Source organism: Verrucosispora sp. NA02020, from assembly GCF_013364215.1.
Lineage (GTDB): Bacteria > Actinomycetota > Actinomycetes > Mycobacteriales > Micromonosporaceae > Micromonospora.
In genome coordinates, this window is record NZ_CP054923.1 from 5396572 (window position 1) to 5421902 (window position 25331).

Here is a 25331-nt window from a genome sequence, read left to right on the forward strand (position 1 = left end):
ACCGCCGCCGGGTCGGCACCCGGAGCCATCGGCGGATCTGCGTACGCATGGCGTACCGCGCCGGAGGTTCCGCCGCAACCCCAGGCGGTCGGCACCCGCGCAGGGTGCGGCGCGATGGCATGCTGTGAGCCGTGCGCGGCACCTCGCCCTCCGATGAAGAGCGTCTCCGGGTCATGCCGTGGTGGCTGATCCTGATCGGGCTGCTGGTGGCCGCCCTGCTCGGCTGGTGGGTGCTGGACTGGCTGCTCGGCGAGGCCGACCGGGCCGCCGCACCGGACACCCGGGCCGGCCTGCGTATCGACGCGATCCGCACCGGCCTGACGGTGGTTGCCGGCACCGGCGGCGGGCTCGCCCTGCTGCTCGCCGCCCGCCGACAGTGGATCAACGAGCGGGCGCAGCGACACCAGGAGACCGTCGCCGCACGGGACCAGGAACACCGCGACCGGGTGCAGGCGCACGTCGAGGCGGTCGCCGAGGCCGGGCAGCGGCACCAGGAACGGCAGGCCGAGGCCGCCGCGTACGACGCCGCCGAGCGCCGACTCACCGAGCTGTACACCCGGGCCGTCGAACTGCTCGGCAACGACAACGCCGCGGTACGCCTCGGCGGACTGCACGCCCTGGAACGCCTCGGTCAGGACAACCCGGCACAGCGCACGACCATCGTGGCGGTGCTCTGCGCGTACCTGCGGATGCCGCCGGACGACGACGCGCGCGAGTCGGAGGTACGGCGTACCGCGCAGCGGGTGGTGACCGCGCACCTGCGCGCGGACGGCGACGCGTTCTGGCCCGGTATGCGGCTGGACCTGACCGGCGCCCGCCTGCACGACCTCGACGCCTCCGGGTGCACCCTCGACGACGCGGACCTGACCGGCGCGACCTGCACCGGCGTCACCCGGTTCGGCGGTGCCCGCCTCGGTGGCCGGCTGGTGCTGGCGGCCACCTTCGACGAGCTGGTGCTGGACGCGGTCACCGGCGACGCGGAGATCGTCCTGGACGGTGCGCGGATCACCGGCGGGCTGCACGCCGACGGCGCCGAGTTCGGCGGGCGGGTCTCCGCCCGGCGCGCCGTGCTCGGCGAGACCTCCTGGCGCGGCGCCACGTTCCGCCGCTCGGTGACCTTCGACCACACCACGTTCGGCGGCGGCGCCGACTTCGGCCGGGCGTCGTTCCTCGGCGGACTCTCCATGGAGCACACCGTCTTCGGCGGCCACGCCGACTTCCGCGACACCCTCTTCGCCGACCTGGCCCTGTTCCGCTGGACCGAGTTCGCCACCGACGCCTGGTTCACCGGTGCCCGCTTCCCCGGCACGGCGAACTTCGGTCGCGCCCGCTTCGGTGGCCCGGTCAGCTTCGAGTCCGCCACGCTGGCCCACCGCCCCCGGGTCGACCGGGCCCGCGCGACGGCGTCCGCCGCCCACGTCTGGCCCGACGGCACCACCGTCGCGCCCCTGGACGACGACTGGCTCCTGCTCACCGACCCGTGACCGGGGTCGCGCAGTCCGACCTCGACTCCCCGCCCCGGATCCCCTGCCTCACGGCGAGGTGAGCGGTTCGGCCCGGTAGGCCCGGTGCAGCAGGGACAGGAAGGAGGGTGCGTCGGGCAGCGGCACCGCGTCGATCCGGCGCACCGCCACGCCCGGCGTCCACGAGTTCATCACCACGCACCCCGCCATGCTCGGCAGGTCGGCGACGGTGACCTCCTGGACGCGCTGCGGGACGCCGAGGCGGTCCACCTGGCGGCGGACGATGCCCATCGTGGTCCCGCCCAGCATCTCCGCGTCGGGCCACACCACCGACGTACCGTCCCAGAAGGCAAGGTTCCAGATCGTCCCCTCACTCAACCGTCCCCGCCGGTCGACGAACGCGGCGTCGTCGGCACCTCGCCCCACGGCCTGACGGAGAAGATGCGTCTTGGCCACCTCGCCGACGTGTTTCACCTCCGGAAGCACCCGGTCGTACCCGACCGTCGCCAGCGTCAGCGGCCCCTGCGGCCCGGATGCCGCCGGCCCCGTCCGCACCAGCACCGACAGTTCGTCGTCCGGACCGGGCAGGGTGAACTCGCCCGCCGACGAGTACACGGTGGCCAGCAACGAGACATCGTCCGGGCTCTGCGCCAGAGCCGCCCGCAGGTGGGCACGGACCCGCTCGTCGGGCACCACCCGACCGAACATCCGGGTCGAGGCGGACCGCAGCCGCTCCAGGTGCAGGTCGAGGCCCCGCACCTGTCCCCCGCGTACCTGCATGGCGGTGAAGTGCGCGTGGCCCGCGAAGGCCAGCGGTGCCAGGTCCTCAGCGGTCGCCGTCCGGCCGTCGCGCTGCACAACGAAGTACGTCATATCGGCAGCGTACGATCTGACATCAGTGTCAGTTTCCAGTGCGGATGGGGCAGATCACATCGGGATGAAGATCGGCGAACTGTCGCGCCTCACCGGCGTCAGCCCCCGGCTCCTGCGCTACTACGAGGAGCAGGGACTGCTCACCTCGTACCGGATCGGTGCCGGCCACCGCCAAACGACCCACCGTGCCTGTCCGCTCCTCGCAGGACGATGCGCCGACACCCCTGTCGCCCTGACCCGTTGACTGGCTGCGGGGGGGTCGACGTCGGCCTGCGATTGTGGCAGTGCAGCAGGAGTCGGCGCGGCGTGTCGAACAGCTACGGTGCCACGCTCGTCGAGTGAGCCGCGGCCGCGCGGATCGACGGACACTGTTACCATCGCCGCAGCCAATGCCCCGCACTCGCGAGAACCGGCGAATACATGCTTCCTGACGGCCAGGATCCGTACCTCCTCCTCGGCGTCACCAAGGATTCGACGCCGACGCAGATTCGGGAGCGATATCGCATTCTCGTGCAGGTCTGGCATCCGGACCGGCACCAGTCGAGTCCGGAGAATGTGCGGGCCGAGGCGACCCGGCAGATGCAGCAGATCAACGCGGCGTACAAACTGCTCCTCGACAGCCACGGCCGCGACACGAGCGAACACCGGACCGGCGGTGGTGGACAGAGCTGGGCCGGTGGTGAACAGAGTCGGACCGCTGAGCGCGAGACCTTCGAGCAGGAACAGGAGCGGCGCAAACGGGAGCGCGACGCCTACGAACGCCAGGCGCAGGAACGCGATGCCCGCCGGCGTGCCACCGCGGAACGGGAGGCGCGGCAGCGCGCGGCCGAGGAACGAGAGGCCCGCGAACGCGAGACGCGGGAAAAGGAACGGCAGGAACGCGAGCGGGAGGCCCGCGAACGCCAGCATCCCTCGGCCCGGTGGACCCACCCGTCGTACGACCCGGTGGAGCTACCGGAATCACTCGTCATCCGCCCGATCACCGTGTCCCTGCCGAATGGCGAGGAAGGATACACACTCCGGGCGTACGCCGACGAACAGAAAGAGCAGGCCGTCTTCCCCGGTGCCGACGGTCACCTGCTGCTGTTCCGGTCACAGGAATCGTTGCACCGGTATCTGACCGAGCCCGGAGCCCACGAATTGGCCACCGCACCCGGTTGGGACGATTTCATGAACTGGGTGCTCAGAACGGGTATGCGCGACGATGACGAGGAGCAGTCGTACGACTTCGACCTGATCGTCTACAACCTGAGGTTCCCGATCGCGCAATGGGTGCCGCGTCTGTTCATCACCCATCGCGACCTCGTGATGGAGGTGGCGGAGGCGTTCGAGTGGGACGACGTACGCACGCTGTTGCGGGTGGGATCGCCGCTGGACAGGCTCGACGATCTGATGCGCGTGGCGGACCGGCCGCTCACCGGGTGGAAGGCACGTCGCCAGCTCGGCTCGTTCCCGTCCGGCCCCGTCAACACTGCCTGGCGACAGGTGATCCGCCTCGTCGGAGCCCACGTACGCTGGCTGCGGTGAGGCCACCCGCAGGGCGCGCCGCCCCGGCGGTCACACCTCGTCGTCGGCGGCGACGCGGACTGCCAGCGCGGTCGCCGGGAGCGCCCCGGCGAACTCCGGAGTCGTCAGTACGCTGACGGCGACACCGGGTGCGACCAGCCAGAACGCCTGCGCCTCGCCGGTCAGCCCGGGGCCGTCGCCGTGCGGGAAGTCGCTCAGCCGCCACTGCGCCGGATCACGCTCGTGGTACGCGGCGAGGAAGTCGCGTAGCGCGTCGAGGTCGGTGAGCCGCTCCCCCCGCAGCACGTGGACGCGCAGGTCCACCTGGTGCCCGTCGGCCTTCCGGCGCTCCCAGAACCGGCTGGTGAGGCGGACGTCCTCCCACTCACTGGCGAAGTCCGACACCTCGTCGCCGACACCGGGCGGCACATACCCGACGTGGAATCCGTCCAACACCCCGCCGTCGCGGTCCACTCGCCACCCTCTCGATCGTCCGGTCAGTTGCCCAGTGCGCGTACCTTCGTGATCGTCTCCTGGACGTGCTGCCGGGCCGGGCCACCGCCCTCGGCGGCCTGCGCGAGCGCCTGCCGGTACGAGTCGATCATCCCGATCAGCGGCCCGGCGGCCACCCCCTGCAACGCCCCCGCGACGAGTTGCCGCGCCTCGGCGGCATCCTGGGCGGCGGCGGCCGTCTTCGCCTTCGCCTCGTCCAGCTTGTGCGCGGCCGCCGCCAATCGGGCGATCATCTCCGCTGCGCTCACATGCCCTCCCCGGCTCGACCGCGACCACTCAGGAGCGTACGAGATCCGTCCGCACACCGCGACCACCCGCACCGCACACCCGATCAGAACGAGTCGGGAGCCCGGTCGGCGCGACCGAAGTTAGGAAGGGACCCTTTCTATACCGTAGGCGTTAGGCCGTGTTTCATAGCTCGGGTCGGAGCCACTCGTTGATCGCGGCGACGTGGACCGTGGCCTGGTAGCGCACGGCGAGCTTGTCGAACCTGGTGGCCATGGCTCGATGGCGTTTGAGCTGGTTGATGCCGCACTCCACGGCGTGACGTTGCTGGTAGATGTGGGCGTCGAAGGTCGGCGGTCGGCCGCCCTTGGACCCCTTTCTGCGCCGGCTTGCGGCCTGATCGATCTTGATCGGGATCGTGGCCGGGATGCCACGTCGGCGTAGGTGCTCCCGGTTGGCGCGGGAGCTGTATGCCTTGTCCGCGAGGACCCGGTCGGGTCGAGTGCGGGGTCGGCCGCCGTCGGGCCGGGGGACCCGGATGCGGGCCAGGACCCGGGTGAACTGCGGACTGTCACCGCGCTGCCCGCCGGTCAGCAACATCGACAGCGGCTTGCGGCCCTGCTCGCAGGCCAGGTGCAGTTTGGTGGTCCAGCCACCTCGTGACCGACCCAGAGCGTGATCAGCCGGCTCGTCCTCGACCCCGCCGGGTGGTTCCTTCTGCAGCTCGGGTCGGGTGCGGGCGCCGGCGGCGTGCTGATGCGCCCGAGCGATCGTCGAGTCAACGCTGACGTCCCAGGTGATCAGACCGGCGGCGTCGGCGCGGGTCTGCAACCCGGTGACGAACCGCTGCCACACCCCGGCACGCTGCCAACGGCGGAACAGCCCGTAGACCGTCTGCCAGGGCCCGTAACACTCCGGAACATCCCGCCAGGGCGAGCCCACCCGGACCCTCCACCGGATCCCATCGATGAGCTGCCGTTTACTCCACTTCAGCGGTCGCCCTGGCTTCTTACCCCTCGGCAGCAGCGGTTCCAACGCCGCCCACTGCACGTCAGTCAGGTCGAACCGCCTCGTCACCGGTATGGTGGCCACGAGGTCTCCGTGCTGATGGTCTGTCTTGGTCGATGAACCATCTACCGGAGACCTCACTACGTATCGATCACCGACACGCCGAGATCTCCCTGGCCGGGGCTGACTGGCCAACCGCAGCTATGAAACACGGCCTAGTAGGCCGTGTTTCATAGCTCGGGTCGGAGCCACTCGTTGATCGCGGCGACGTGGACCGTGGCCTGGTAGCGCACGGCGAGCTTGTCGAACCTGGTGGCCATGGCTCGATGGCGTTTGAGCTGGTTGATGCCGCACTCCACGGCGTGACGTTGCTGGTAGATGTGGGCGTCGAAGGTCGGCGGTCGGCCGCCCTTGGACCCCTTTCTGCGCCGGCTTGCGGCCTGATCGATCTTGATCGGGATCGTGGCCGGGATGCCACGTCGGCGTAGGTGCTCCCGGTTGGCGCGGGAGCTGTATGCCTTGTCCGCGAGGACCCGGTCGGGTCGAGTGCGGGGTCGGCCGCCGTCGGGCCGGGGGACCCGGATGCGGGCCAGGACCCGGGTGAACTGCGGACTGTCACCGCGCTGCCCGCCGGTCAGCAACATCGACAGCGGCTTGCGGCCCTGCTCGCAGGCCAGGTGCAGTTTGGTGGTCCAGCCACCTCGTGACCGACCCAGAGCGTGATCAGCCGGCTCGTCCTCGACCCCGCCGGGTGGTTCCTTCTGCAGCTCGGGTCGGGTGCGGGCGCCGGCGGCGTGCTGATGCGCCCGAGCGATCGTCGAGTCAACGCTGACGTCCCAGGTGATCAGACCGGCGGCGTCGGCGCGGGTCTGCAACCCGGTGACGAACCGCTGCCACACCCCGGCACGCTGCCAACGGCGGAACAGCCCGTAGACCGTCTGCCAGGGCCCGTAACACTCCGGAACATCCCGCCAGGGCGAGCCCACCCGGACCCTCCACCGGATCCCATCGATGAGCTGCCGTTTACTCCACTTCAGCGGTCGCCCTGGCTTCTTACCCCTCGGCAGCAGCGGTTCCAACGCCGCCCACTGCACGTCAGTCAGGTCGAACCGCCTCGTCACCGGTATGGTGGCCACGAGGTCTCCGTGCTGATGGTCTGTCTTGGTCGATGAACCATCTACCGGAGACCTCACTACGTATCGATCACCGACACGCCGAGATCTCCCTGGCCGGGGCTGACTGGCCAACCGCAGCTATGAAACACGGCCTAGCAGGGGGCCCTTCCTTACACACACGGGTCAGCGCAGCAGGCGGACCAGCACCAGGTAGCCGCAGTAGGCGAGCGGCACCGCGACGAAGCACAGCAGGAAGCCCAGCAGCGGATACCGGGGCGGCGTAGCGGCACCACTGGCGGGCCGCCCCCACTTGCCGAGCACCAGCCAGGCACCGATCAGGGCGACCGCGGGCAGGCCGGCACACATCCAGGCGACCACCGTGCCGAGGCCGACCACACCGACGTCGGAGGCGAGACCCAGGATCAGGATCAGCACCACGGCGACACCGGAGAAGCCGAGATAGACGGCGACCGCCCGGGCCATCGGCGACCATCCGGGCAGCAGCGCCGGGCGCTGGGCGAGCATCTCGGCCTGCTGCGCGTACCTGTCCGCCTCGTCCGCCCAGCGCCGCGCCAACTCCAGCTCCGTCGCCGGGTCGACCGCACCGGCCCGTTGGGCCGGCACCCCCGCCTCCGTCGCGCTCACCGCCACCGGCAACGCCCGGTCCGTCTGCCCCGTTTGCGGGTACGCCCCGACCTCCGACCGCCCCGGCGCGGCGGCTGCGCCGCCGACCCCCACCGTCGACGGCGACCCCGAAGGCGCCCCGGAAACCGGCGGGTGACCGGCAGCAGTCGGCGGCCCGGGCACCCCCGAGACCGGCACGGCACCCGGCACCCCTGAAACCGGCGCGGAAACGGGCATTCCCGAGACCGGCGGGCCGGAGACCGGCGGGCCGGAGACCGGCGGGCCGGATCCGGGCGGCGGGCCGGCGGTGGCCGGGTCCAGGCCGATGCCGCGACCGAGGTGGTCGAGGCGCTGGCCCTGGGCGAGCAGGCGTTGGTGCAGATACTCCACGGTGGCACCGAGGTGACGGTGCCGCTCGGTCTTGGTGGCGGTGTCCTGTTCACCGGCACGCTGTTGGGTGGAGAGGTGCCGCAGCAGCGCGGCGTACTCGTCGAAGCTGGACACGCCTCACTCCTGCCCGTCGGGGATGTGCCCGTCCCGGGCGAACGGCACGATCAACCGGACCCGCTGGTCGTGCCGGTCCACCAGCAGCGCCCGGTCGGCCCGTGGCGTGTACGCCAGATCGTGCACGCCGAGGTGCAGACCGAGGTCCGCGCCGGGCACGTTCAACGCGACCAGACAGGCGACGTCGTCGCGGTTCTGGGTGCCACCGAGGTCGTCGGCGAGCCGACGCAGGCCGCGCCACCAGCCGAGCAGGTGCACGCCGTGGCCGGGGCCCTGACGCAACAGGGTCCGCAGGTCGTCGTGGCCGGAGCGGAAGGTCGCCGGATCGGTCTCGGCGAGCCGTCCGGCGGCGGCGTCCACCCCGAAGACCACCAGATAGGTACGCCCCGCAGCGCCCGCTTCGTCACCTGACGCTGCGGCGTCGGACGCGCCGCTACCAGGCACGCGGCTGTCAGGCACGCCGCTACCGGGCACGCCGCCGGTCCCGAACGTCTCGAAACCGGCCGTACCCGCTCCGGGCATGCCAGGACCGGGCGTACCGGCCCCGGACGTGCGAGGACCGGACGGGGACGTGGCGAGGGTGGCGATCCGGGCGTGCAGGGCGGCGGTGTCGAGCCGCTGCACCGGGTGCCCGGCGGCGGTCAGCGCGGCGGCGGTGTCGTCGGCGGCCGAGTCGGCGGCGGCGACCAGCGGGGCGAGCAGGAAGGTCGCCTCGCCGGGGGTGTGCTGCCGGGCGAGACTCAGGGTCGCGGCGCGCAGCACCTCGGCGCCGGTGGGCGAGGTACCCACCACGGCCAGGTGTCGGCCGGGAGCGGTGTCCATGATGAACATGGCGGTGGTGCCGTCCACGTCGACCGTCCGGCCGACCAGGGCCAGAGGACGTCGACCGCCGGGGCGTAGACCGGTGAAGGTGGCGTCGGCCTCGACGCGGGCGGTGTCGTACCCCCGGAACACCGACGGCGGACGCGCGCCCGGCGGGCGGGCCTGCCACAGGTCGTGCCGCAGCCGGGTCAGGTCACCACCGGCGGCGTGCGCGTCGGGGAAGCGGATCACGGTGTTGGCGCCGGGCGCGCCGGCAGCGGTGTTGACCACGGCCGAGCCGACCGGCAGGGTCGCCGCCGCGTCGTTGAGCTGGTCGAGCACTCCCCCGCCGCCGGCCAGCGCCACCCGCAGCGCGAACTGGCCGAAGACCGCTTCGGCCCGGCCGTAGAGGGCCTCGATCCCCGTCGTGCTCTGGCTGGCGAGCACCAGGTGTACGCCGTACGAGCGGCCCTTGCGGGCGAGTTCCTCCAGCAGGTCCACCGATTCGCGGGCGAGCTGGTCGTTGCCGGCGAGCAACACCTGGAACTCGTCGATCACGGCGACGATCCGGGGTACCGGTGTGTCGGAGGGCAGGTCGGCGAGCTTGGTGACGCCGTGGCGCTTGAGTGCGGTGGCCCGTCGGTGCAGTTCGCGGCGCAGCTCGCGGAGCACGGCCACGCCGTACTCGCGGTCGCTCTCGATGCCGACGGCACGGGCGTGCGGCAACCACGACGGGTCGTGTCCGGTGGGGACGAACTCGGTGAAGCTCACTCCCTCCTTGAAGTCGAGGAGGTAGAGCTGCAACTCGGCCGGTGAGTAGCGGGCGGCCAGCCCGTAGAGCACGTCGAGCAGGAAGACCGTCTTGCCGGCGCCGGTGCGTCCGCCGACCAGCCAGTGCGGGGTGGCGTCGTCGAAGGCCATGCTGAACGGGTCGCGTCCGGCGCGGCCCACCACGGTACGCAGACCGGCGCGGGCCGAGGTGGCCCAGCGCTGCCCGGGCAGCAGGTCGGCGAAGGTGACCGCCGCACCGCGTCGGGCGGCGTCGCCCAGGTGGGTGGCGAGGGCGGCGACCGAGGCGGACGGGGCGTCACCGTCGAGACGCACCGGGACGCTGAGCCCGCTGCCGTCGGCGCTGAACGGCGTGCCGGGCGGGTCGCCGACCCGGGCCAGCCCGCCGACGCCCGCGTACGACCGTGCGCCCGGTGTGCCACCGGCGGAAGTCCGGTCGCCGGAGAGCCGGATCAGCGTGGTGGAGCCCAGCGGCGGCGCGGACTCCCCGGGGCCGATCGCCGGCCAGCCGGCCAGCAGCACGCAGACCGCGGCGGCGGGGCCGGCGTGGGTGAGCGCGGCGAGTCGGGCCGCCTCGCGCGGCGACGGGACGGACGCGGCGACCACCAGCAGGAGTTCCTGGTCGGGCCGGTCGGCGCGGCGGGCGTCCCGGGCGTGCTGTTCGGCGGCGTCGAGCAGGGCGGTGACGTCCGCGTCGGTGGTGGCCGGCGCGTCGATCACCCCGGCGTCGGCCAGGGGCCGCAGTGGACCGAAGGTGGCACCGAGAGCGGCCGTGTCCAGCCCGGCGACCCGGACGCCGCCCGGCGCGGCGGTGGCCAGCACCCGCAGCACGAGCGCCCGCAGCAGGGCGGCCACGGCCGGGTCACGGGCGTCGGTGTCGACCGCCAGGTGGTGCCCGGCACCGAGCGGCAACAGCACCGGGAAGCCGCCACCGGCGACGACCGCTTCGCCGACGCGTACCGGCACGGGCTGGCGCACCAGTGGGGTGCCGGGCGTGGGGGTGGCCAACGCGGTGCCGACCCGGGCCAGCCGGGCCACCAGGTCGGCGTCGGTCGCCGGGGTGACCGGCACCGCGCCGCGCAACGCGTCACGGGCGGAGTCGAGGTGGGCCCGGGCGGCCCGGTGGGCGGCCATCGCCTGCCCGTACGCCGACGCGAGCCTGCCCAACGTGTGCCCCTCCGCCGACAGCCGCCTGGTCCGCTGAAACCCTAACGGACAGCGGCGATCCGGGCACGGTCCCCGCACGGCCGTGTCGGCCCGTCCAGGCGTCGGCGCTCCCGGCACGTGCGTGAAAGGTGGGGTCCCCTGCTAACGCCTCGTGCATAGCAGGGGACCCCTCCTAACATCGCGAGCCGTCAGCCGGTGACCGCGTTGAGCGCGGGCAGGTAGCCGTACCGGTAGCCGTCGGCGTTGGGGTGGTACGCCTCGATGACACCGGTGACGTCCCGGATCCACGGCTGGGCACCGCAGACACCGTGGCCGGCGAAGGTGGGCCGGGTGTCGGCGAAGGTGGCACCGGCCGCGGCGGCCCGGTCGGCGGTCACCTCGGCGAGGACGTCGGCCGCCTCGTTGAGGAGGGTGCGCTTGTGGGTGCTCATCGCCAGCAGCCCGCAGGACCTGGTCTCGAACAGGCGCGGATAGCCGAGCACGATCAGCCGCGCGTTCGGGGCGCGCTCGCGGATGGCCGCGTAGGTGCGGTCCAGCCGGGCCGGCAGGGTGCCGGTGGCGAACGCCTTGGCCTCGTTGACCGCAGTGGTGCAGGTGGACGTGCTGCCGAAGCGGCAACTGGTCATCACGTCGGCGAATCCGGCGTCGTTGCCGCCGATGGTGATGGTGACCATCGTGGTGGTGGCGCTGAGCGCGCCGAGTTGGTTGGCGAGCACGTCGGCGGTGACCGCGCCGCCGCAGGCCGGGAAGCGGAAGCTGGCCACCGCGTTGGCGGCGGCCCACAGTGGCGCGTACGACTTCTGGCTGCGCAGGCAGGTGGACAGGTCGTACGGGCCGGCACCGACCCCGGAGGAGTACGAGTCGCCGAGCGCGACGTAGTGCACGGGCCCGGCGGCCTGGGCGGCGGTGGGTACGGCCAGTGCGCCGAGGGTGGCGGTGGCGAGGGCGACCAACGTGGCGAGGGCACGGGCCAGCGGACGGTGGGACATGACGGACCTCCACAGAGGGTGGTGGTGGAGCCCGTGGACCGCGCGCGTGGCCAGGGGTTGTTACTAGCCGGTAATGCTATCGAAACATGCAGATGAAGTGAATAGCCGTCGCCCCGCAGACGCAGCACGCCCGGCCGAGTCACGGCCGGGCGTATGCGCGGGTGTGCGGGTGTGCGGTGTGCGGCGCGCGGGTGCGCCGGGGTGTTAGCAGGGGTCCCCTGCTATGCACGAGGCGTTAGCAGGGGACCCCTCCTTACACAGCGAGCGGTTGGGAGGCGGCGTGCACGGGTGCCGGGAGGGTGCCGACGCCACCGAGGTAGCCGTGGATCGCGGCGGCGGCGGCCCGCCCCTCGGCGATGGCCCAGACGATCAGTGACGCCCCCCGGTGCATGTCACCGGCGACGAAGACACCGTCGGCCTCGGTCTGCCAGTCGCCCCGGGACTCGATCGCGCCCCGGGCGTTGCGGGTCACCCCGAACTGGGTCAGCAGCGGCTGCTCCTCGGTGCCCTCGAAGCCGATGGCCAGCAGCACCAGGTCGGCGGGCAACTCCTGTTCGGTCCCGGGGACAGTGGTGACGATGCGCCGGCCGTCCCGCTTCTCGACGGTCACCTCGGCGATCCGCACGGCACGGACCGCGCCGGTGCCGTCGTCGACGAACTCCTGCACGGCGACCGCGAAGACGCGCTCCCCGCCCTCCTCGTGCGCCGCGTACTCGCGCAGGATCCACGGCCAGGTCGGCCACGGGTCGCGCTCCTCGTCGCGGGCCTGTGGAGGGCGCGGGTACAGGTCGAGCTGGTGTACGCCGGCCGCGCCCTGCCGGTGCGCCACCCCGAGGCAGTCGGCCGCGGTGTCGCCGCCGCCGATGATGACGACATGCTTGCCGGCCGCGTCGATCGGCGTACCGTCCGGCAGGGTGGCCAGCGCGGGACGGCCCGCACCGGCGGCGGCGACCACCCGGTTGGCGGCGACCAGGTGCGCCATCGCCTGGTGCACCCCGCGCAGCTGCCGGCCCACGGTGTCGGTCTCCCGGCCCTGCAACGCCCCGCAGGCCAGCAGCACCGCGTCGTGCTGGGCCCGGAGCTGCGCGGCGGTCACGTCGACGCCCACGTCCACGCCGGTCCGGAACACCACGCCCTCGGCGGCCAACTGCGCCAGCCGGGCGTCGATGTGCCGCTTCTCCAGCTTGAAGTCGGGGATGCCGTAGCGCAGCAGACCGCCCGGGGTGTCGTCGCGCTCGTACACGGTGACGGCGTGCCCGGCGCGGGCCAGTTGCTGCGCGGCGGCGAGCCCGGCCGGGCCGGAACCGACCACCGCCACCGACCGCCCGGACGGGGTCGGACTCGGGCACGGGGTCAGGCCCCGGGCCGCCGCGGCGTCGGCGATCTCCACCTCGACCTGCTTGATGGTCACCGGGGCACCCCCGCCGATGCCGAGTACGCAGGCCGCCTCGCAGGGTGCCGGGCAGAGCCGGCCGGTGAACTCGGGGAAGTTGTTGGTGGCGTGCAGCGACTCCACCGCCGCGTCCCAGTTGCCGGTGCGGACCAGGTCGTTCCAGTCCGGGATGCGGTTGCCCAGCGGACACCCGGCGGTGTCGCTGTGGCAGAACGGGATGCCGCAGTCCATGCACCGGGTGGCCTGCTCCCGGATCAGCTCCTCACCGGCGGGCGGATAGACCTCCCGCCAGTCGCTGATCCGCACCGGCACCGGCCGGCGGGCCGGCACCCGCCGGGGGTAGCGCAGGAAACCGTTCGGGTCAGGCACGAGCCACCTCCTGGGCGACCGCCCGCGGCGCGGACGGAACCGGCGTCGACGCGGGTGCCGCCTGGGGCGGCTGCGCGGCCGGTGCGAGCGCACTCATCACCGCGTCGTCGACGTTCTGGCCGGCGGCTTCGGCGGCCCGCATGATCTCCATCACCCGGCGGTAGTCCCGGGGTACCACGGCGGTGAACTCCTCCACCGCCTCCGGCCAGCGCTTGAGCAGCGCCTCGGCGACCGCCGAGTCGGTCTCCGCGAAGTGCCGCTGCACCAGCTCGTGCAGCCGGACCCGCTCCTGCTCGCCGGGGGCGGCGAGGTCGACCAGCTCGGTGTTGACCCGCCGCCGGTCGAGGTTCCAGACGAACGCGGTGCCGCCGGACATGCCGGCCGCGAAGTTGCGCCCGGTCGGGCCGAGCACGACCACCGTGCCGCCGGTCATGTATTCGCAGCCGTGGTCGCCAACACCCTCGACGACGGCCGCCGCACCGGAGTTGCGCACCGCGAACCGCTCCCCCACCCGGCCGCGCAGGAACACCTCGCCCTCGGTGGCGCCGTACAGGATGGTGTTGCCGGCGATGATCTGGTCCTCGGCGCGCTGTCCGGACTCGGCGCCGACGCCGACGAAGGGCGCCGACGCGTCCGGCCGGACCACCAGCCGCCCGCCGGAGAGGCCCTTGCCGACGTAGTCGTTGGCGTCGCCGTGCAGCCGCATGGTGACCCCGCGCGGCAGGAATGCGCCGAACGACTGCCCGGCCGTGCCGCGCAGCGTGAACTCGACGGTGTCGGTGGGCAGCCCGGCGCCGCCGTACCGGCGGGTCACCTCGCCGCCGAGCATCGCGCCGACGCTGCGGTGCTCGTTGCGGATCGCCACCTCGGCCCGGACCGGGGCGACCGGCGTCCCGTCGGCGGGCGCGTCCAGCACCGGGGCGGCCAGGGCGATCAGCTCGTTGTCCAGTGCCAGTTCCAGGCCGTGGTCCTGGGCCCGGACGCCCCGGCGGGCGGCGCCCTCCGGCAGCTCCGGCAGGTGCAGTACGCGTCCGAGGTCGATCCCGCCGGCCTTCCAGTGCGCGACCGCGGGTGCGACGTCGAGCAGCTCGGTCCGGCCGATCGCCTCGTCGATGCTGCGCAGACCCAGCTCGGCCAGGTAGCCGCGGATCTCCTCGGCGAGGAAGAGGAAGAAGTTCTCCACGAACTCCGGCTTGCCGTTGAAGCGCTCGCGCAGCACCGGGTTCTGGGTGGCGATGCCGACCGGACAGGTGTCCAGGTGACACACGCGCATCATCACGCAGCCGGCGACGATCAGCGGGGCGGTGGCGAAGCCGAACTCCTCGGCGCCGAGCAGGGCCGCGACCACCACGTCCCGGCCGGTCTTGAGCTGGCCGTCGACCTGCACGGTGACCCGGTCGCGCAGCTTGTTGAGCAGCAGCGTCTGCTGCGCCTCGGCCAGGCCCAGCTCCCAGGGGGTGCCGGCGTGCTTGAGCGAGTTCAGCGGGGAGGCGCCGGTGCCACCGTCGTGACCGGAGATCAGGATGACGTCGGCCTTGAGCTTGGCCACCCCGGCGGCCACCGTGCCGACACCCACCTCGCTGACCAGCTTGACGTGCACCCGGGCGGCCGGGTTGACGCACTTGAGGTCGTGCACGAGCTGGGCGAGGTCCTCGATCGAGTAGATGTCGTGGTGCGGTGGCGGCGAGATCAGGCCGACACCGGGGGTGGCGTGCCGGGTCCGGGCGATCCACGGCCACACCTTGTTGCCGGGGAGCTGGCCGCCCTCGCCGGGCTTGGCGCCCTGGGCCATCTTGATCTGGAGGTCGTCGGCGTTGACCAGGTACTCGCTGGTCACGCCGAAGCGGCCACTGGCGATCTGCTTGACCGACGAGCGGCGGGCCGGGTCGTAGAGGCGCTCGACGTCCTCACCGCCCTCACCGGTGTTGGACTTGCCGCCGAGGCGGTTCATCGCGATCGCCAGGGTCTCGTGCGACTCCGCCGAGATCGACCCGTACGACATGGCACCGGTGGCGAACCGCTTGACGATCTCGCTGGCCGGCTCGACCTCCTCGATCGGCACCGGCGACCGGTCGCCGGTCCGCAGCCGGAACAGGCCGCGCAGCGACCCGGCCTTCGCGGCCAACTCGTCGACCTTCGCGGTGTACGCGCGGAACACGTCGTACTGCCGGGTCCGGGTGGCGTGCTGGAGCAGGAAGACCGTCTCGGGGTTGAACAGGTGCAGCTCGCCCTCGCGACGCCACTGGTACTCGCCACCGACCGGCAGCCCGGCGGGGGCCTCGGCACCCGGCGGCGGCCAGGCCAGCGCGTGCCGGGCGGCCACCTCGGTGTGGATGCCGTCCAGCCCGACGCCGCTGATCGTGCTCGGCGTGCCCCGGAAGTACCGCTGCACCAGCCGGGTCTCCAGGCCGACCGCCTCGAAGACCTGCGCTCCGCAGTACGACGACACGGTGGAGATGCCCATCTTGGACATGATCTTCAGGACGCCCTTGCCGAGCGCCTTGACGTAGTTGCGGATCGCGGTCCGCGGCTCGACCCCGGCCAGCGACCCGGTGGAGATCATGTCCTCCACCGACTCGAAGGCGAGGTACGGGTTGACCGCCGCCGCGCCGTAGCCGATCAGCACCGCCGCGTGGTGCACCTCGCGGCAGTCCCCGGACTCCACGATCAACGCCACCTGGGTCCGCGTCTGCTCCCGGACCAGGTGCTGGTGCACCGCGGCGGTGAGCAGCAGCGACGGGATCGGCGCGAGGTCGGCGTTGGAGTCCCGGTCGGAGAGCACCAGGATGCGGACGCCGTCCTCGATCGCCTCGGACACGTGGCGGCAGATCTCGGTCAGCCGGGCCTTGATGCCGGCCCCGCCGTCCCGGATCCGGTAGAGCCCGGAGACCCGGACCGCCTTGAAGCCGGGCAGGTCGCCGTCCTCGTCGATGGAGAGGACCTTGGCCAGCTCGTCGTTGTCGATCACCGGGTAGGGCAGCACGATCTGCCGACAGCTCGCCGGCCCCGGGTCGAGCAGGTTGCCCTCCGGGCCGATGGTCGTCGCCAGGCTGGTCACCAACTCCTCGCGGATGGCGTCCAGCGGCGGATTGGTGACCTGGGCGAAGAGCTGGTGGAAGTAGTCGTAGAGCAGCCGCGGCCGGGTGGACAGCGGGGCGATCGGGGTGTCCGTGCCCATCGAGCCGATCGGCTCCGCGCCGGTGCGGGCCATCGGGGCGAGCAGGATCTTCAGCTCCTCCTCGGTGTAGCCGAAGGTCTGCTGGCGACGGCGTACCGAGTCGTGGGTGTAGACCTCGTGCTCGCGGAGCGGCAGGTCGTCCATCTCGATCAGCCCGGCGTGCAGCCAGTCCGTGTACGGCTGGGCCGCGGCCAGCTCGGTCTTGATCTCGTCGTCGTGCACGATCCGACCGGCGGTGGTGTCGACCAGGAACATCTTGCCGGGCTGGAGCCGGCCCTTGGCGACCACGGTGGCCGGATCGAGGTCGAGCACGCCCGCCTCGCTGCCCAGCACCACGAGCCCGTCGGCGGTCTGCCACCACCGGCCCGGACGCAGCCCGTTGCGGTCGAGCACCGCACCGACGATCTCGCCGTCGGTGAAGGCGACCGAGGCCGGGCCGTCCCACGGCTCCATCAGGCTGGCGTGGAACCGGTAGAAGGCACGCTTGTCGGCGGCCATGTCCGGGTCGTTCTCCCACGCCTCCGGGATCATCATCAGCACCGCGTGCGGCAGGCTGCGCCCGGCCAGGTGCAGCAGCTCCAGGACCTCGTCGAAGTTGGCCGAGTCGGAGGCGGCCGGGGTGCAGATCGGGAAGACCCGGCGGATGTTGCCGGAGAGCTCCGGCGTCCGCAGCAGCGCTTCGCGGGCCTGCATCCAGTTCCGGTTGCCACGGATCGTGTTGATCTCGCCGTTGTGCGCGATGAACCGGTACGGGTGCGCCAGCGGCCACGACGGGAACGTGTTCGTGGAGAAGCGCGAGTGCACCAGCGCGATGGCGCTGTCCACCCGCTCGTCGGTGAGGTCCGGATAGAACGCGGGCAACTGGTCCGGGGTGAGCATCCCCTTGTAGACCATGGTCCGCCCGGACAACGACGGGAAGTACGCCGGCACGCCGCGCTCAGCCGACTCCCGCTCGGCCTGCTTGCGGACGCAGAACGCGACCCGCTCCAGCTCGATGCCGCGCAGCGGAGAGCCGGCCGGTCCGGCGGGGGTATCGGTCAGCCGGTCCGCGGCGAGGAAGAGCTGCCGCACCCGGGGCATCGCCGCCAGGGCCGTCTCGCCGAGGTCCGAGGCGTCCACCGGGACGTCGCGCCAGCCGAGCAGCTCGGCGCCCTCCACCAGCGCGTACTTCTCGACCACCTGCCGGGCGCGGGCCTCGGCGGCGTCGTCGTCGGGGAAGAAGACCAGGCCGGTGGCGTACTCGCCGGCCGGGGGAAGCGGGAAGTCGACCACCGCGCGCAGGAACGCGTCCGGCACCTGGATCATGATGCCCGCGCCGTCACCGGTGTTCGGTTCGGCACCCCGGGCACCCCGGTGGTCCAACCGACACAGGGCGCCGAGACCGCTGGCAACCACCGTGTGCGAGCGCCGTCCGTGCAGGTCGGCCACGAAGGCCACACCGCACGCGTCGTGCTCGTGGGAGGCGTCGTACAGGCCGGCAGGGGACGCTACCTGGCCGTCGCGCAGCGCCGGCTGGGGGTGGTGTGGGTACGCAAAGGCCACCCGGGCCTCCTGTCGTCACTCAGGCGTGGATCATGGACGGGACGACGTCGGCCCTTTATCGGACTATTGAGTCTACGTTAGGGCGCGGTACGCAAGGCCAGTGCAGATTGATCACACCGTCCAGACTCTGGGACGTGTAGTCTCGCGCGGTGGATACACCGTACGCCGGCCTTCTGGATCGGCTGGAACGTTTCTACGACGCGGTCCCCCGCGACGCGGCCCGCGCGGAAGAACACGGCGGGTGTGTGCTGTTCGTCCGCGAAGGCCCCGGATGGCCGTTCTATGCCCGTCCGCGCCCCGACGCCGACCAACCGCCCTCACTGGCCGACCTGACGGCGGTCCGCCACCGGCAGCGGGAACTCGGTCTGCCCGAGGCCCTGGAATGGGTACACGAGATCAACCCGGACCTGCTCGCGGTGGCCCGCTCGGCCGGACTCGCCGTGCTGGAGGCCCCACTGATGGTCCTCGACCCGGAGGCCGTCGGCGACCCGGCGACGTACACCGACATACCGGTACGGTTGCTGACCGCCTCCGCGCCGGACCTCGCCGCCGACGTGGCCGCCCGCCGGGCCGTCGCGGCCGTCGGCTTCGCGGCACCCGGCACCGGTCGAGGCAGGGGCGGCCCGGCCGAACGCGACGCCGCCATGATCGGCCTCGACGTCGCCGCGTTGGACGAGGAACGGGCCCGCATCGCCGACGGCAGCCGCCTCTCCGCCCTCGCCGTGACCCCCGACGAGGGCGCGCTGGCCAGCGGGATGGCCATGCGGGTCGGTGACGTGGCCGAGATCGCCGGAGTGGCCACCCTGCCCACCGCCCGCCGCCGGGGCCTGGCCGCCGCGGTCACCGCCGCACTGGCCCGCACCCTGCTCGCCAACGGCACCGACGTGGTCTTCCTCTCCGCCGGCAGCGAGGAGATCGCCCGGGTCTACCTGCGAGTGGGCTTCCGCCGCATCGGCACCGCCTGCATAGCCGAACCCGCCACAGTCACCCCCTGAAGCCCCACCCCTCCCCTGCCCTCCCACCCGCCCTCCCGCCCCGCGCGCCGCACCCATCGCCGGGTTGATCAAGAGGTTTGGTCGCTTCCGGCGATCAACTGGCGCCAAAACTCCTTGATCAACCCGGCGGACCGACGGGGCGGGGTGGGACGGGCGGGGTGGGGTGGGGCGGGGTTGGGGGTGGGGGTAGGGCAGGGGGGTCAGGCGGGGGGGCGCCACTGGGCGGCTACTGCGGCGGCGCTGCCGAGCAGGCGGGGGGTGATGGTGCCGAGGGCGGCGTCGCGGGCGCGCAACGCCAGTCGGCCCCGGCTCTGGAGCACCGCCGACATGCGGCGGGTCTGCCGGACCACCGTCGCCGCGCGGGGGCGGCGTGTCCGGTCGTACGCGAGCACCGCGTCCGGCAGCGTGGACTCGCGCAGCAGGGCGGCCAGCGTGACGGCGTCCTCGAAGGCCAGGCAGGTGCCCTGCCCGAGGTGCGGCGGCATGGCGTGGGCGGCGTCGCCGAGCAGCACCACCCCGCCCGGCCCGACCGGGAAGCCGTACGACTTGGGCAGCGGACGCAGCTCGCGGATCTCCTGCTGCACCAGGTCGGCCGGGTCGGTGGCGGCCAGCAGTTCGTCGACCGGTGCGGGCCAGCCCGCGTACCAGCGTCGCAGCAGCGCCAACTGGGTCTCGGGCGGCTCTGGGCGCGGCGCCCCGGCGGCGGTCGCCATCCAGTAGATGCCGCCCCGGCTGGACCCGCCGGAGGAGCCGCGCTCGCCGAGGGAGGCGGCGGCGAAGCGGTAGCCGGCACCGAGGATCTCCCCGCCGACGGGTGCACCGCCGGTCAGGTCCGGTGCGCGGTACCACGGGATCACCGCGCGCCAGGCGGCACAGCCGGAGCTGACCACGCTCGCCTCCGGGGCGAGCTGACGGCGGATCACGCTGTCGGCGCCGTCGGCCGCGACCACCAGGTCGGCCTCGAACGTCTGCCGGCCGTCACCGACCGCCGGCCGGGCCCCCGGAGTGGCGCGTACGGTGCGTACCGTCACGCCGGTACGCAGCTCGACGCGCTCGCCCAGGCCCGCGATCAGCGTGTCGTGCAGGTCCTCCCGGTGCACCACGACGGGCATGCGCTCGACCGGGGTCTGCCGGGGCTGCACCAGCCAGTGTCCGTCCGGTCGGCGCACCCCGCCGTCCGGCAGCGGGGTGGCGATGGCGTCCAGGCCGGCACCGAGGTCCAGGGCACGCAGCGCGCGTACGCCGTTGGGCCAGAGCACCACGGCGGTCGGCTCGGGACGGATGCGGTCGGCCCGTTCCAGCAGGGTGACCTGCCATCCCGAGCGGGCGAGCGCACCGGAGACCGCCAGGCCGCCGAGCCCGCCGCCGACCACGACCGCGCTGCGCACGGGCTCAGCTGTCGCGATCGGCGGGACGTGCCGCCGCGCCCTCGGCGACGGTCGGGGTGTCCTCGTCCTCGTCGGTCGGGGTGCCGGGGTCGGTCGGGGTGCGGGAATCAGGGTCGGTCGGGGTGCCGGGGTCGGGGTCGGCGGGGTCGGTCACCTCGCCGGGGGCCTCGCCGGTCTGTCGCCAGTGCGCGAACTGTTCCTCGCCGACCACCCGGTAGCCCTCCGGCACCGCCGGCTCGCTGCTGCCGCCACGCGTCGCCGAGAGGTCGACCTGGGAGACGTCCGAACCGGCCGGTGCCGCGGTGGCGGTCGGCAGGCCGATCGGGATCAGGTACTCACGGGGCCCGCGCACCCGGAGGAAGTAGATCAACGCGCCGACGAAGACCAGCGCCGCCGTCCAGACGTTGAGGCGTACGCCGAGGATGCTGGTGGCGTCGTCGGTCCGCATCATCTCGATCCAGAACCGGCCTGCGGTGTAGCCCATCACGTAGAGGGCGAACGCACGACCCCGGCCGAGGCGCAGCTTACGGTCGAGGAAGAACACCAGTGCGGCGACGCCCACGTTCCAGAGCGCCTCGTAGGCGAAGGTCGGGTGATAGAGCCCCTCCTCCAGGATCGGCCGGCCCGCCTCGTCGCGCAGCGCCTGACCGCCGTCCATCCGGTGGATCTCCAGCCCCCAGGGCAGGTCCGTCCGGCCGCCGTAGAGCTCGTTGTTGAACCAGTTGCCCAGTCGGCCGATCGCCTGCGCCAGCGGCAGGCCCGGCGCCAGCGCGTCGGCGACCACCGCGAAGGGGATGCCGAGCTGCCGGGCGGCGATGTAGGCGCCGACCGCGCCACCGGCCACCGCACCCCAGATGCCCAGGCCGCCCTCGTGGATGAAGAAGACCTTGATCGGGTCACCGCCGGTGCCGAAGTACGCCGCCGGGGAGGTGATCACGTGGTAGATCCGGGCGCCGATGATGCCGGCCGGCACCGCCCAGAGGGCGATGTCGAGCACCGCGCCGGGGGCGACGCCACGCTGGCGCAACCGTCGCTCGGTGACCCAGCAGGCCACCACGATGCCGGCGATGATGCACAGCGCGTACGCCCGCAGCGGGATCGGGCCGAGATGCCATACGGCGGTGCTCGGGCTGGGCAGGGCGGCCAGGGACGTCGGCGAGGCGAGACTCACGGGTGCACACGCTACCGCTGCGGACCCCCGGAACGTCACCCCGGTCCGCCTCGTGTGCCCGGCATCCGTGGCCCGCTGGGGCTTTTGTCCTCAGGAACGTCGCACGTGTGCCCCGGGCGCGTCGCGCATACCCGGGGCACCGGCAGATCGCGTACCGGTCGACTCAGCGGGCCGGGTTGCGGACGCCCTCGGCCAGTTCCGCGCTCAGCGTCCGCAGTGCGGTCAGCCCGGCCTCCTGGTCGGGGGCGTCGAGCAGGCAGCGGATCAGCGCGCTGCCGACGATCACCGCGTCGGCGTACCCGGCGACCGTGGCGGCCTGCTCCCCGGTGCCCACGCCGAGCCCGACGCCGACCGGGATCTCGCTGATCTCCCGGACCCGCGACACCAGCACCGGCGCCGCCTCCGAGGTCTGCGCCCTGGCCCCGGTGACCCCCATGATCGCGGTGGCGTAGACGAAACCACGGCAGTGCGCGACGGTCATCGCCAGCCGGGCGTCGGTGGACGACGGGGCGACCAGGAACGTCCGGTCCAACCCGTGCGCGTCCGACGCGGCCAGCCACTCCTGGGCCTCGTCGGGGATCAGGTCGGGAGTGACCAGCCCGGTGCCGCCGGCCGCCGCGTAGTCCCGGGCGAAGGCGTCCACGCCGTACCGCTCGATCGGGTTCCAGTAGGTCATCGTCACCACCGGCGCGCCGGTGGCCGCGACCTCCTCCACGATGCGCAACGTGTCCCGGGTCCGCACGCCGCCGGCCAGGGCGATGTCGCTGGCCCGCTGGATCACCGGGCCGTCCATCACCGGATCGGAGTACGGGATCTCGACCTCGATCACGTCGACGCCCGCCGAGACCATCGCCGTCATCGCGGCGATGCTGCCCTCGACCGTCGGGAACCCGGCCGGCATGCAGCCGACCAGCAGCGCGCGGCCGTCGGCCCGAGCCTTCTCGAACGCCCCACCGATCCGGCTCATGCCGTCGCTCCGCTTCGCTCCACGCCGACACGAGCTACCCGGACGAGACGATTCGCTCGCTGACGCTCGCTCATGCCGCCGCTCCGCTTCGCTCCACGCCGCCATGAGACACCAGGGCGCTGCACCGACGATTCGCTCGCTGACGCTCGCTCATGCCGCCGCTCCGCTTCGCTCCGAGCCGAGGATGCCGAAGTACTCGCCGGCGGTGTGCACGTCCTTGTCGCCCCGGCCGGAGAGGTTGACCACGATCGTGGGCTCTCGACCCAGCTCGGCGCTGAGCTTCGGCGCGACGGCCAGGGTGCCGGCGAGCGCGTGCGCGCTCTCGATCGCCGGGATGATCCCCTCGGTGCGGCAGAGCAGCTCGAACGCCGCCATCGCCTCGTCGTCGGTGACCGGCAGGTAGCTGGCCCGGCCGGTGTCGTGCAGCCAGGCGTGCTCCGGACCGACGCCCGGGTAGTCCAGACCGGCCGAGATCGAGTGCGACTCGACGGTCTGGCCGTCCTCGTCCTGCAGCACGAAGGTCCGCGTGCCGTGCAGCACGCCGGTGGAACCGCCGGTGATGCTGGCCGCGTGCCGCCCGGTGGTCACCCCGTCGCCGCCGGCCTCGAAGCCGTAGAGCCGCACCTGCGGGTCGCCGACGAAGGCGTGGAAGATGCCCAGCGCGTTGGAGCCGCCGCCGACGCAGGCGGTGACCGCGTCCGGGAGTCCACCGGTGAGCTCCTGGCACTGGGCCCGTGCCTCGTCGCCGATGCCCCGCACGAAGTCGCGCACCAGGGCCGGGAACGGGTGCGGGCCGGCAGCGGTCCCGATCAGGTAGTGCGTGTCGTCGACGTTGGCGACCCAGTCCCGCATCGCCTCGTTCATCGCGTCCTTGAGCGTGCGCGAGCCGTTCGTCACCGGCACCACCTCGGCGCCGAGCATCCGCATCCGGGCCACGTTGAGCGCCTGCCGCTCGGTGTCGACCTGGCCCATGTAGACCACGCAGTCCAGGTCGAACAGGGCGGCTGCGGTGGCGGTGGCGACGCCGTGCTGACCGGCTCCGGTCTCGGCGATCACCCGCTTCTTGCCCATCCGCCGGGTCAGCAGCGCCTGACCGAGCACGTTGCGGACCTTGTGCGCGCCGGTGTGGTTGAGGTCTTCCCGCTTGAGCAGCACCCGGGCACCGACCCGGGCGGAGAACCGACGGGCCTCGTAGAGCAGCGACGGGGTGCCGGCGTAGTCGCGCAGCAGACCGGCGAACTCCGCTCGGAACGACTCGTCGGCCATCGCCGCGCGGTGTGCCGCGTCCAGTTCGTCCAGGGCGGCGACCAGCGCCTCCGGCACGAACCGACCACCGAACCGACCGAAATGTCCGGCCGAGTCCGGGAAAGACGCCTGCTCGCTCACGCTGACACTCCGCTCCGCTGCGTGCCCCCGTGAGGCACCACCGCACCGATGATTCGCTCGACAGGCTCGCTCATGCCGGCACTCCGCTCCGCTGCGCGCCGCCACCAGTCACCGCGTGGATGATTCGCTCGACAGGCTCGCTCATGTCAGATCCCCTCGCCACGACGGCGTCAGCGCGCCGGGCGGGGCGTGGCGGGGTGGTTGCCGGCGTTGACCAGTTCGGCCACCGCCTCCCGCGGACTCTTCTGGGTGACCAGGCCCTCGCCGACCAGCACCGCGTCGGCCCCGGCCGAGGCGTACCGGATCAGGTCGTGCGGACCGCGTACGCCCGACTCGGCGATCTTGACGACGTTGCTCGGCAGACCGGGTGCGATCCGCTCGAACACCGACCGGTCGACCTGCAGCGTACGCAGATCGCGGGCGTTGACCCCGATCACCTGCGCACCGGCCTCCAGAGCCCGGTCGGCCTCTTCTTCGTCGTGCACCTCGACCAGCGCGGTCATGCCCAGCGACTCGATCCGCTCCAGCAGGCCGACCAGGACGTTCTGCTCCAGCGCGGCGACGATCAGCAGCACCAGGTCGGCGCCGTGCGCGCGGGCCTCGTGCACCTGATAGCTGGAGACCACGAAGTCCTTGCGCAGCACCGGGATGCTGACCGCCGCCCGGACCGCGGCGAGGTCCTCCAGCGAACCACCGAACCAGCGACCCTCGGTCAGCACGCTGATCGCCCGTGCGCCACCGGCCGCGTAGCCACCGGCGAGCTCCGCCGGATCGGCGATGTCGGCGATCTTGCCCTTGGACGGTGAGGAACGCTTCACCTCGGCGATCACCGCGACGCCGGGCTGGCGCAACGCGGCGTACGCGTCCAGCGGTGGCGGGGCGGCAGCGGCGAGTTCGCGGATCCGCTCCATCGGGACCTGCTCCTGCCGCCGGGCCACGTCCTCGCGGACGCCGGCCAGGATCTCGTCGAGCACGCTGACGGACGCTGCCGGGCCGGCCTCGTTCCCTTCCGCGTGCGGATGCTCAGCAGTCACCAACGGACTCCCCTCTCCGGGTGTCATGGGCCGATGCTAGGTGCCACCACCTGGCACCGACCGGTGGGGGTATGGCGCGCCTCACGAAATGGGCTGCGGCATAATGACCGACCTGCGCGAACAGGGCGTGACTCTCCGTCACCCCCTTATCGACGCTCACCCATATCGACGGCAGTCTTGACCTTACCGGTCACCCCCCGTCGAGGCCGGTCGATGCTGTGAGCAAGCTCAAGGCCGAACGGCCCTTTGCCTGCTCAGGGCCCCTGCCGCAGTGTTGATGTCGTAGTCATCACCGCGAAACGTGAAACGTGCAGCATCAGACTCGGGCACA

The 25331-nt window shown here is 72.6% G+C and carries 19 protein-coding genes; 4 read left to right on the forward strand and 15 right to left on the reverse strand.

What is annotated here, in order from left to right; all coding sequences use genetic code 11:
• The first annotated feature begins 131 nt into the window (after nucleotides 1–131).
• Complete coding sequence (locus tag HUT12_RS23970; protein WP_176094847.1) at nucleotides 132–1484, forward strand: pentapeptide repeat-containing protein; 1353 nt, start codon at nucleotides 132–134, stop codon at nucleotides 1482–1484.
• A gap of 48 nt (nucleotides 1485–1532) precedes the next feature.
• On the opposite strand, the gene HUT12_RS23975 is transcribed toward HUT12_RS23970, so the two are convergent.
• On the reverse strand, nucleotides 1533–2336 hold the full coding sequence (locus HUT12_RS23975; protein ID WP_176094848.1) for an aminotransferase class IV family protein: 804 nt from the start codon (nucleotides 2334–2336) through the stop codon (nucleotides 1533–1535).
• A gap of 64 nt (nucleotides 2337–2400) precedes the next feature.
• Here HUT12_RS23975 and HUT12_RS23980 point away from each other — a divergent pair, with 64 nt between their 5' ends.
• Complete coding sequence (locus HUT12_RS23980; protein WP_176094849.1) at nucleotides 2401–2580, forward strand: MerR family DNA-binding transcriptional regulator; 180 nt, start codon at nucleotides 2401–2403, stop codon at nucleotides 2578–2580.
• A 176-nt stretch (nucleotides 2581–2756) separates the two neighbouring features.
• The gene (locus HUT12_RS23985; RefSeq protein ID WP_161594982.1) at nucleotides 2757–3863 is read left to right on the forward strand and encodes a J domain-containing protein; all 1107 of its coding nucleotides are present in this window, start codon (nucleotides 2757–2759) and stop codon (nucleotides 3861–3863) included.
• 30 nt (nucleotides 3864–3893) lie between these two features.
• On the opposite strand, the gene HUT12_RS23990 is transcribed toward HUT12_RS23985, so the two are convergent.
• The 9 genes from HUT12_RS23990 to gltB form a co-directional block, all read right to left on the reverse strand.
• Entirely contained in the window at nucleotides 3894–4316 is a 423-nt protein-coding gene (locus tag HUT12_RS23990; protein ID WP_176094850.1) for a hypothetical protein, read from the reverse strand.
• Between the two features lie 23 nt (nucleotides 4317–4339).
• Nucleotides 4340–4603: a DUF6244 family protein gene (locus tag HUT12_RS23995; protein ID WP_131057839.1), complete on the reverse strand. Its 264-nt coding sequence runs from the start codon at nucleotides 4601–4603 to the stop codon at nucleotides 4340–4342.
• A gap of 163 nt (nucleotides 4604–4766) precedes the next feature.
• Nucleotides 4767–5672 carry an IS5 family transposase gene (locus tag HUT12_RS24000; RefSeq protein ID WP_176094349.1) on the reverse strand — a complete coding sequence of 302 codons (906 nt, stop codon included), beginning with the start codon at nucleotides 5670–5672 and terminating at the stop codon, nucleotides 4767–4769.
• A gap of 146 nt (nucleotides 5673–5818) precedes the next feature.
• Entirely contained in the window at nucleotides 5819–6724 is a 906-nt protein-coding gene (locus HUT12_RS24005; RefSeq protein WP_176094349.1) for an IS5 family transposase, read from the reverse strand.
• 162 nt (nucleotides 6725–6886) lie between these two features.
• On the reverse strand, nucleotides 6887–7831 hold the full coding sequence (locus HUT12_RS24010; protein WP_176094851.1) for a hypothetical protein: 945 nt from the start codon (nucleotides 7829–7831) through the stop codon (nucleotides 6887–6889).
• Nucleotides 7832–7834: 3 nt separating this feature from the next.
• The gene (locus HUT12_RS24015; protein WP_176094852.1) at nucleotides 7835–10588 is read right to left on the reverse strand and encodes an FtsK/SpoIIIE domain-containing protein; all 2754 of its coding nucleotides are present in this window, start codon (nucleotides 10586–10588) and stop codon (nucleotides 7835–7837) included.
• 188 nt (nucleotides 10589–10776) lie between these two features.
• Nucleotides 10777–11577: an SGNH/GDSL hydrolase family protein gene (locus HUT12_RS24020; RefSeq protein WP_176094853.1), complete on the reverse strand. Its 801-nt coding sequence runs from the start codon at nucleotides 11575–11577 to the stop codon at nucleotides 10777–10779.
• Between the two features lie 253 nt (nucleotides 11578–11830).
• On the reverse strand, nucleotides 11831–13339 hold the full coding sequence (locus tag HUT12_RS24025) for a glutamate synthase subunit beta (protein WP_176094854.1): 1509 nt from the start codon (nucleotides 13337–13339) through the stop codon (nucleotides 11831–11833).
• Nucleotides 13332–18023, reverse strand: coding sequence for a glutamate synthase large subunit (gltB, locus tag HUT12_RS24030; RefSeq protein WP_176095943.1), 4692 nt, complete (start codon nucleotides 18021–18023; stop codon nucleotides 13332–13334). The genes HUT12_RS24025 and gltB overlap by 8 nt, the downstream gene beginning before the upstream one ends.
• A gap of 185 nt (nucleotides 18024–18208) precedes the next feature.
• On the opposite strand from gltB, the gene HUT12_RS24035 reads away from it, so the two are divergent.
• Nucleotides 18209–19054, forward strand: coding sequence for a GNAT family N-acetyltransferase (locus HUT12_RS24035; protein ID WP_176094855.1), 846 nt, complete (start codon nucleotides 18209–18211; stop codon nucleotides 19052–19054).
• A gap of 200 nt (nucleotides 19055–19254) precedes the next feature.
• Here HUT12_RS24035 and HUT12_RS24040 read toward each other — a convergent pair whose 3' ends face one another.
• The 5 genes from HUT12_RS24040 to trpC form a co-directional block, all read right to left on the reverse strand.
• Nucleotides 19255–20442: an NAD(P)/FAD-dependent oxidoreductase gene (locus tag HUT12_RS24040; RefSeq protein ID WP_176094856.1), complete on the reverse strand. Its 1188-nt coding sequence runs from the start codon at nucleotides 20440–20442 to the stop codon at nucleotides 19255–19257.
• A gap of 4 nt (nucleotides 20443–20446) precedes the next feature.
• Complete coding sequence (gene lgt, locus HUT12_RS24045) at nucleotides 20447–21613, reverse strand: prolipoprotein diacylglyceryl transferase (protein ID WP_176094857.1); 1167 nt, start codon at nucleotides 21611–21613, stop codon at nucleotides 20447–20449.
• A 163-nt stretch (nucleotides 21614–21776) separates the two neighbouring features.
• The gene (trpA, locus tag HUT12_RS24050) at nucleotides 21777–22580 is read right to left on the reverse strand and encodes a tryptophan synthase subunit alpha (RefSeq protein WP_131055559.1); all 804 of its coding nucleotides are present in this window, start codon (nucleotides 22578–22580) and stop codon (nucleotides 21777–21779) included.
• Between the two features lie 150 nt (nucleotides 22581–22730).
• The gene (trpB, locus tag HUT12_RS24055; protein ID WP_176094858.1) at nucleotides 22731–23966 is read right to left on the reverse strand and encodes a tryptophan synthase subunit beta; all 1236 of its coding nucleotides are present in this window, start codon (nucleotides 23964–23966) and stop codon (nucleotides 22731–22733) included.
• Between the two features lie 170 nt (nucleotides 23967–24136).
• Nucleotides 24137–24940: an indole-3-glycerol phosphate synthase TrpC gene (gene trpC, locus HUT12_RS24060; protein ID WP_176095944.1), complete on the reverse strand. Its 804-nt coding sequence runs from the start codon at nucleotides 24938–24940 to the stop codon at nucleotides 24137–24139.
• Nucleotides 24941–25331 lie beyond the last annotated feature (391 nt).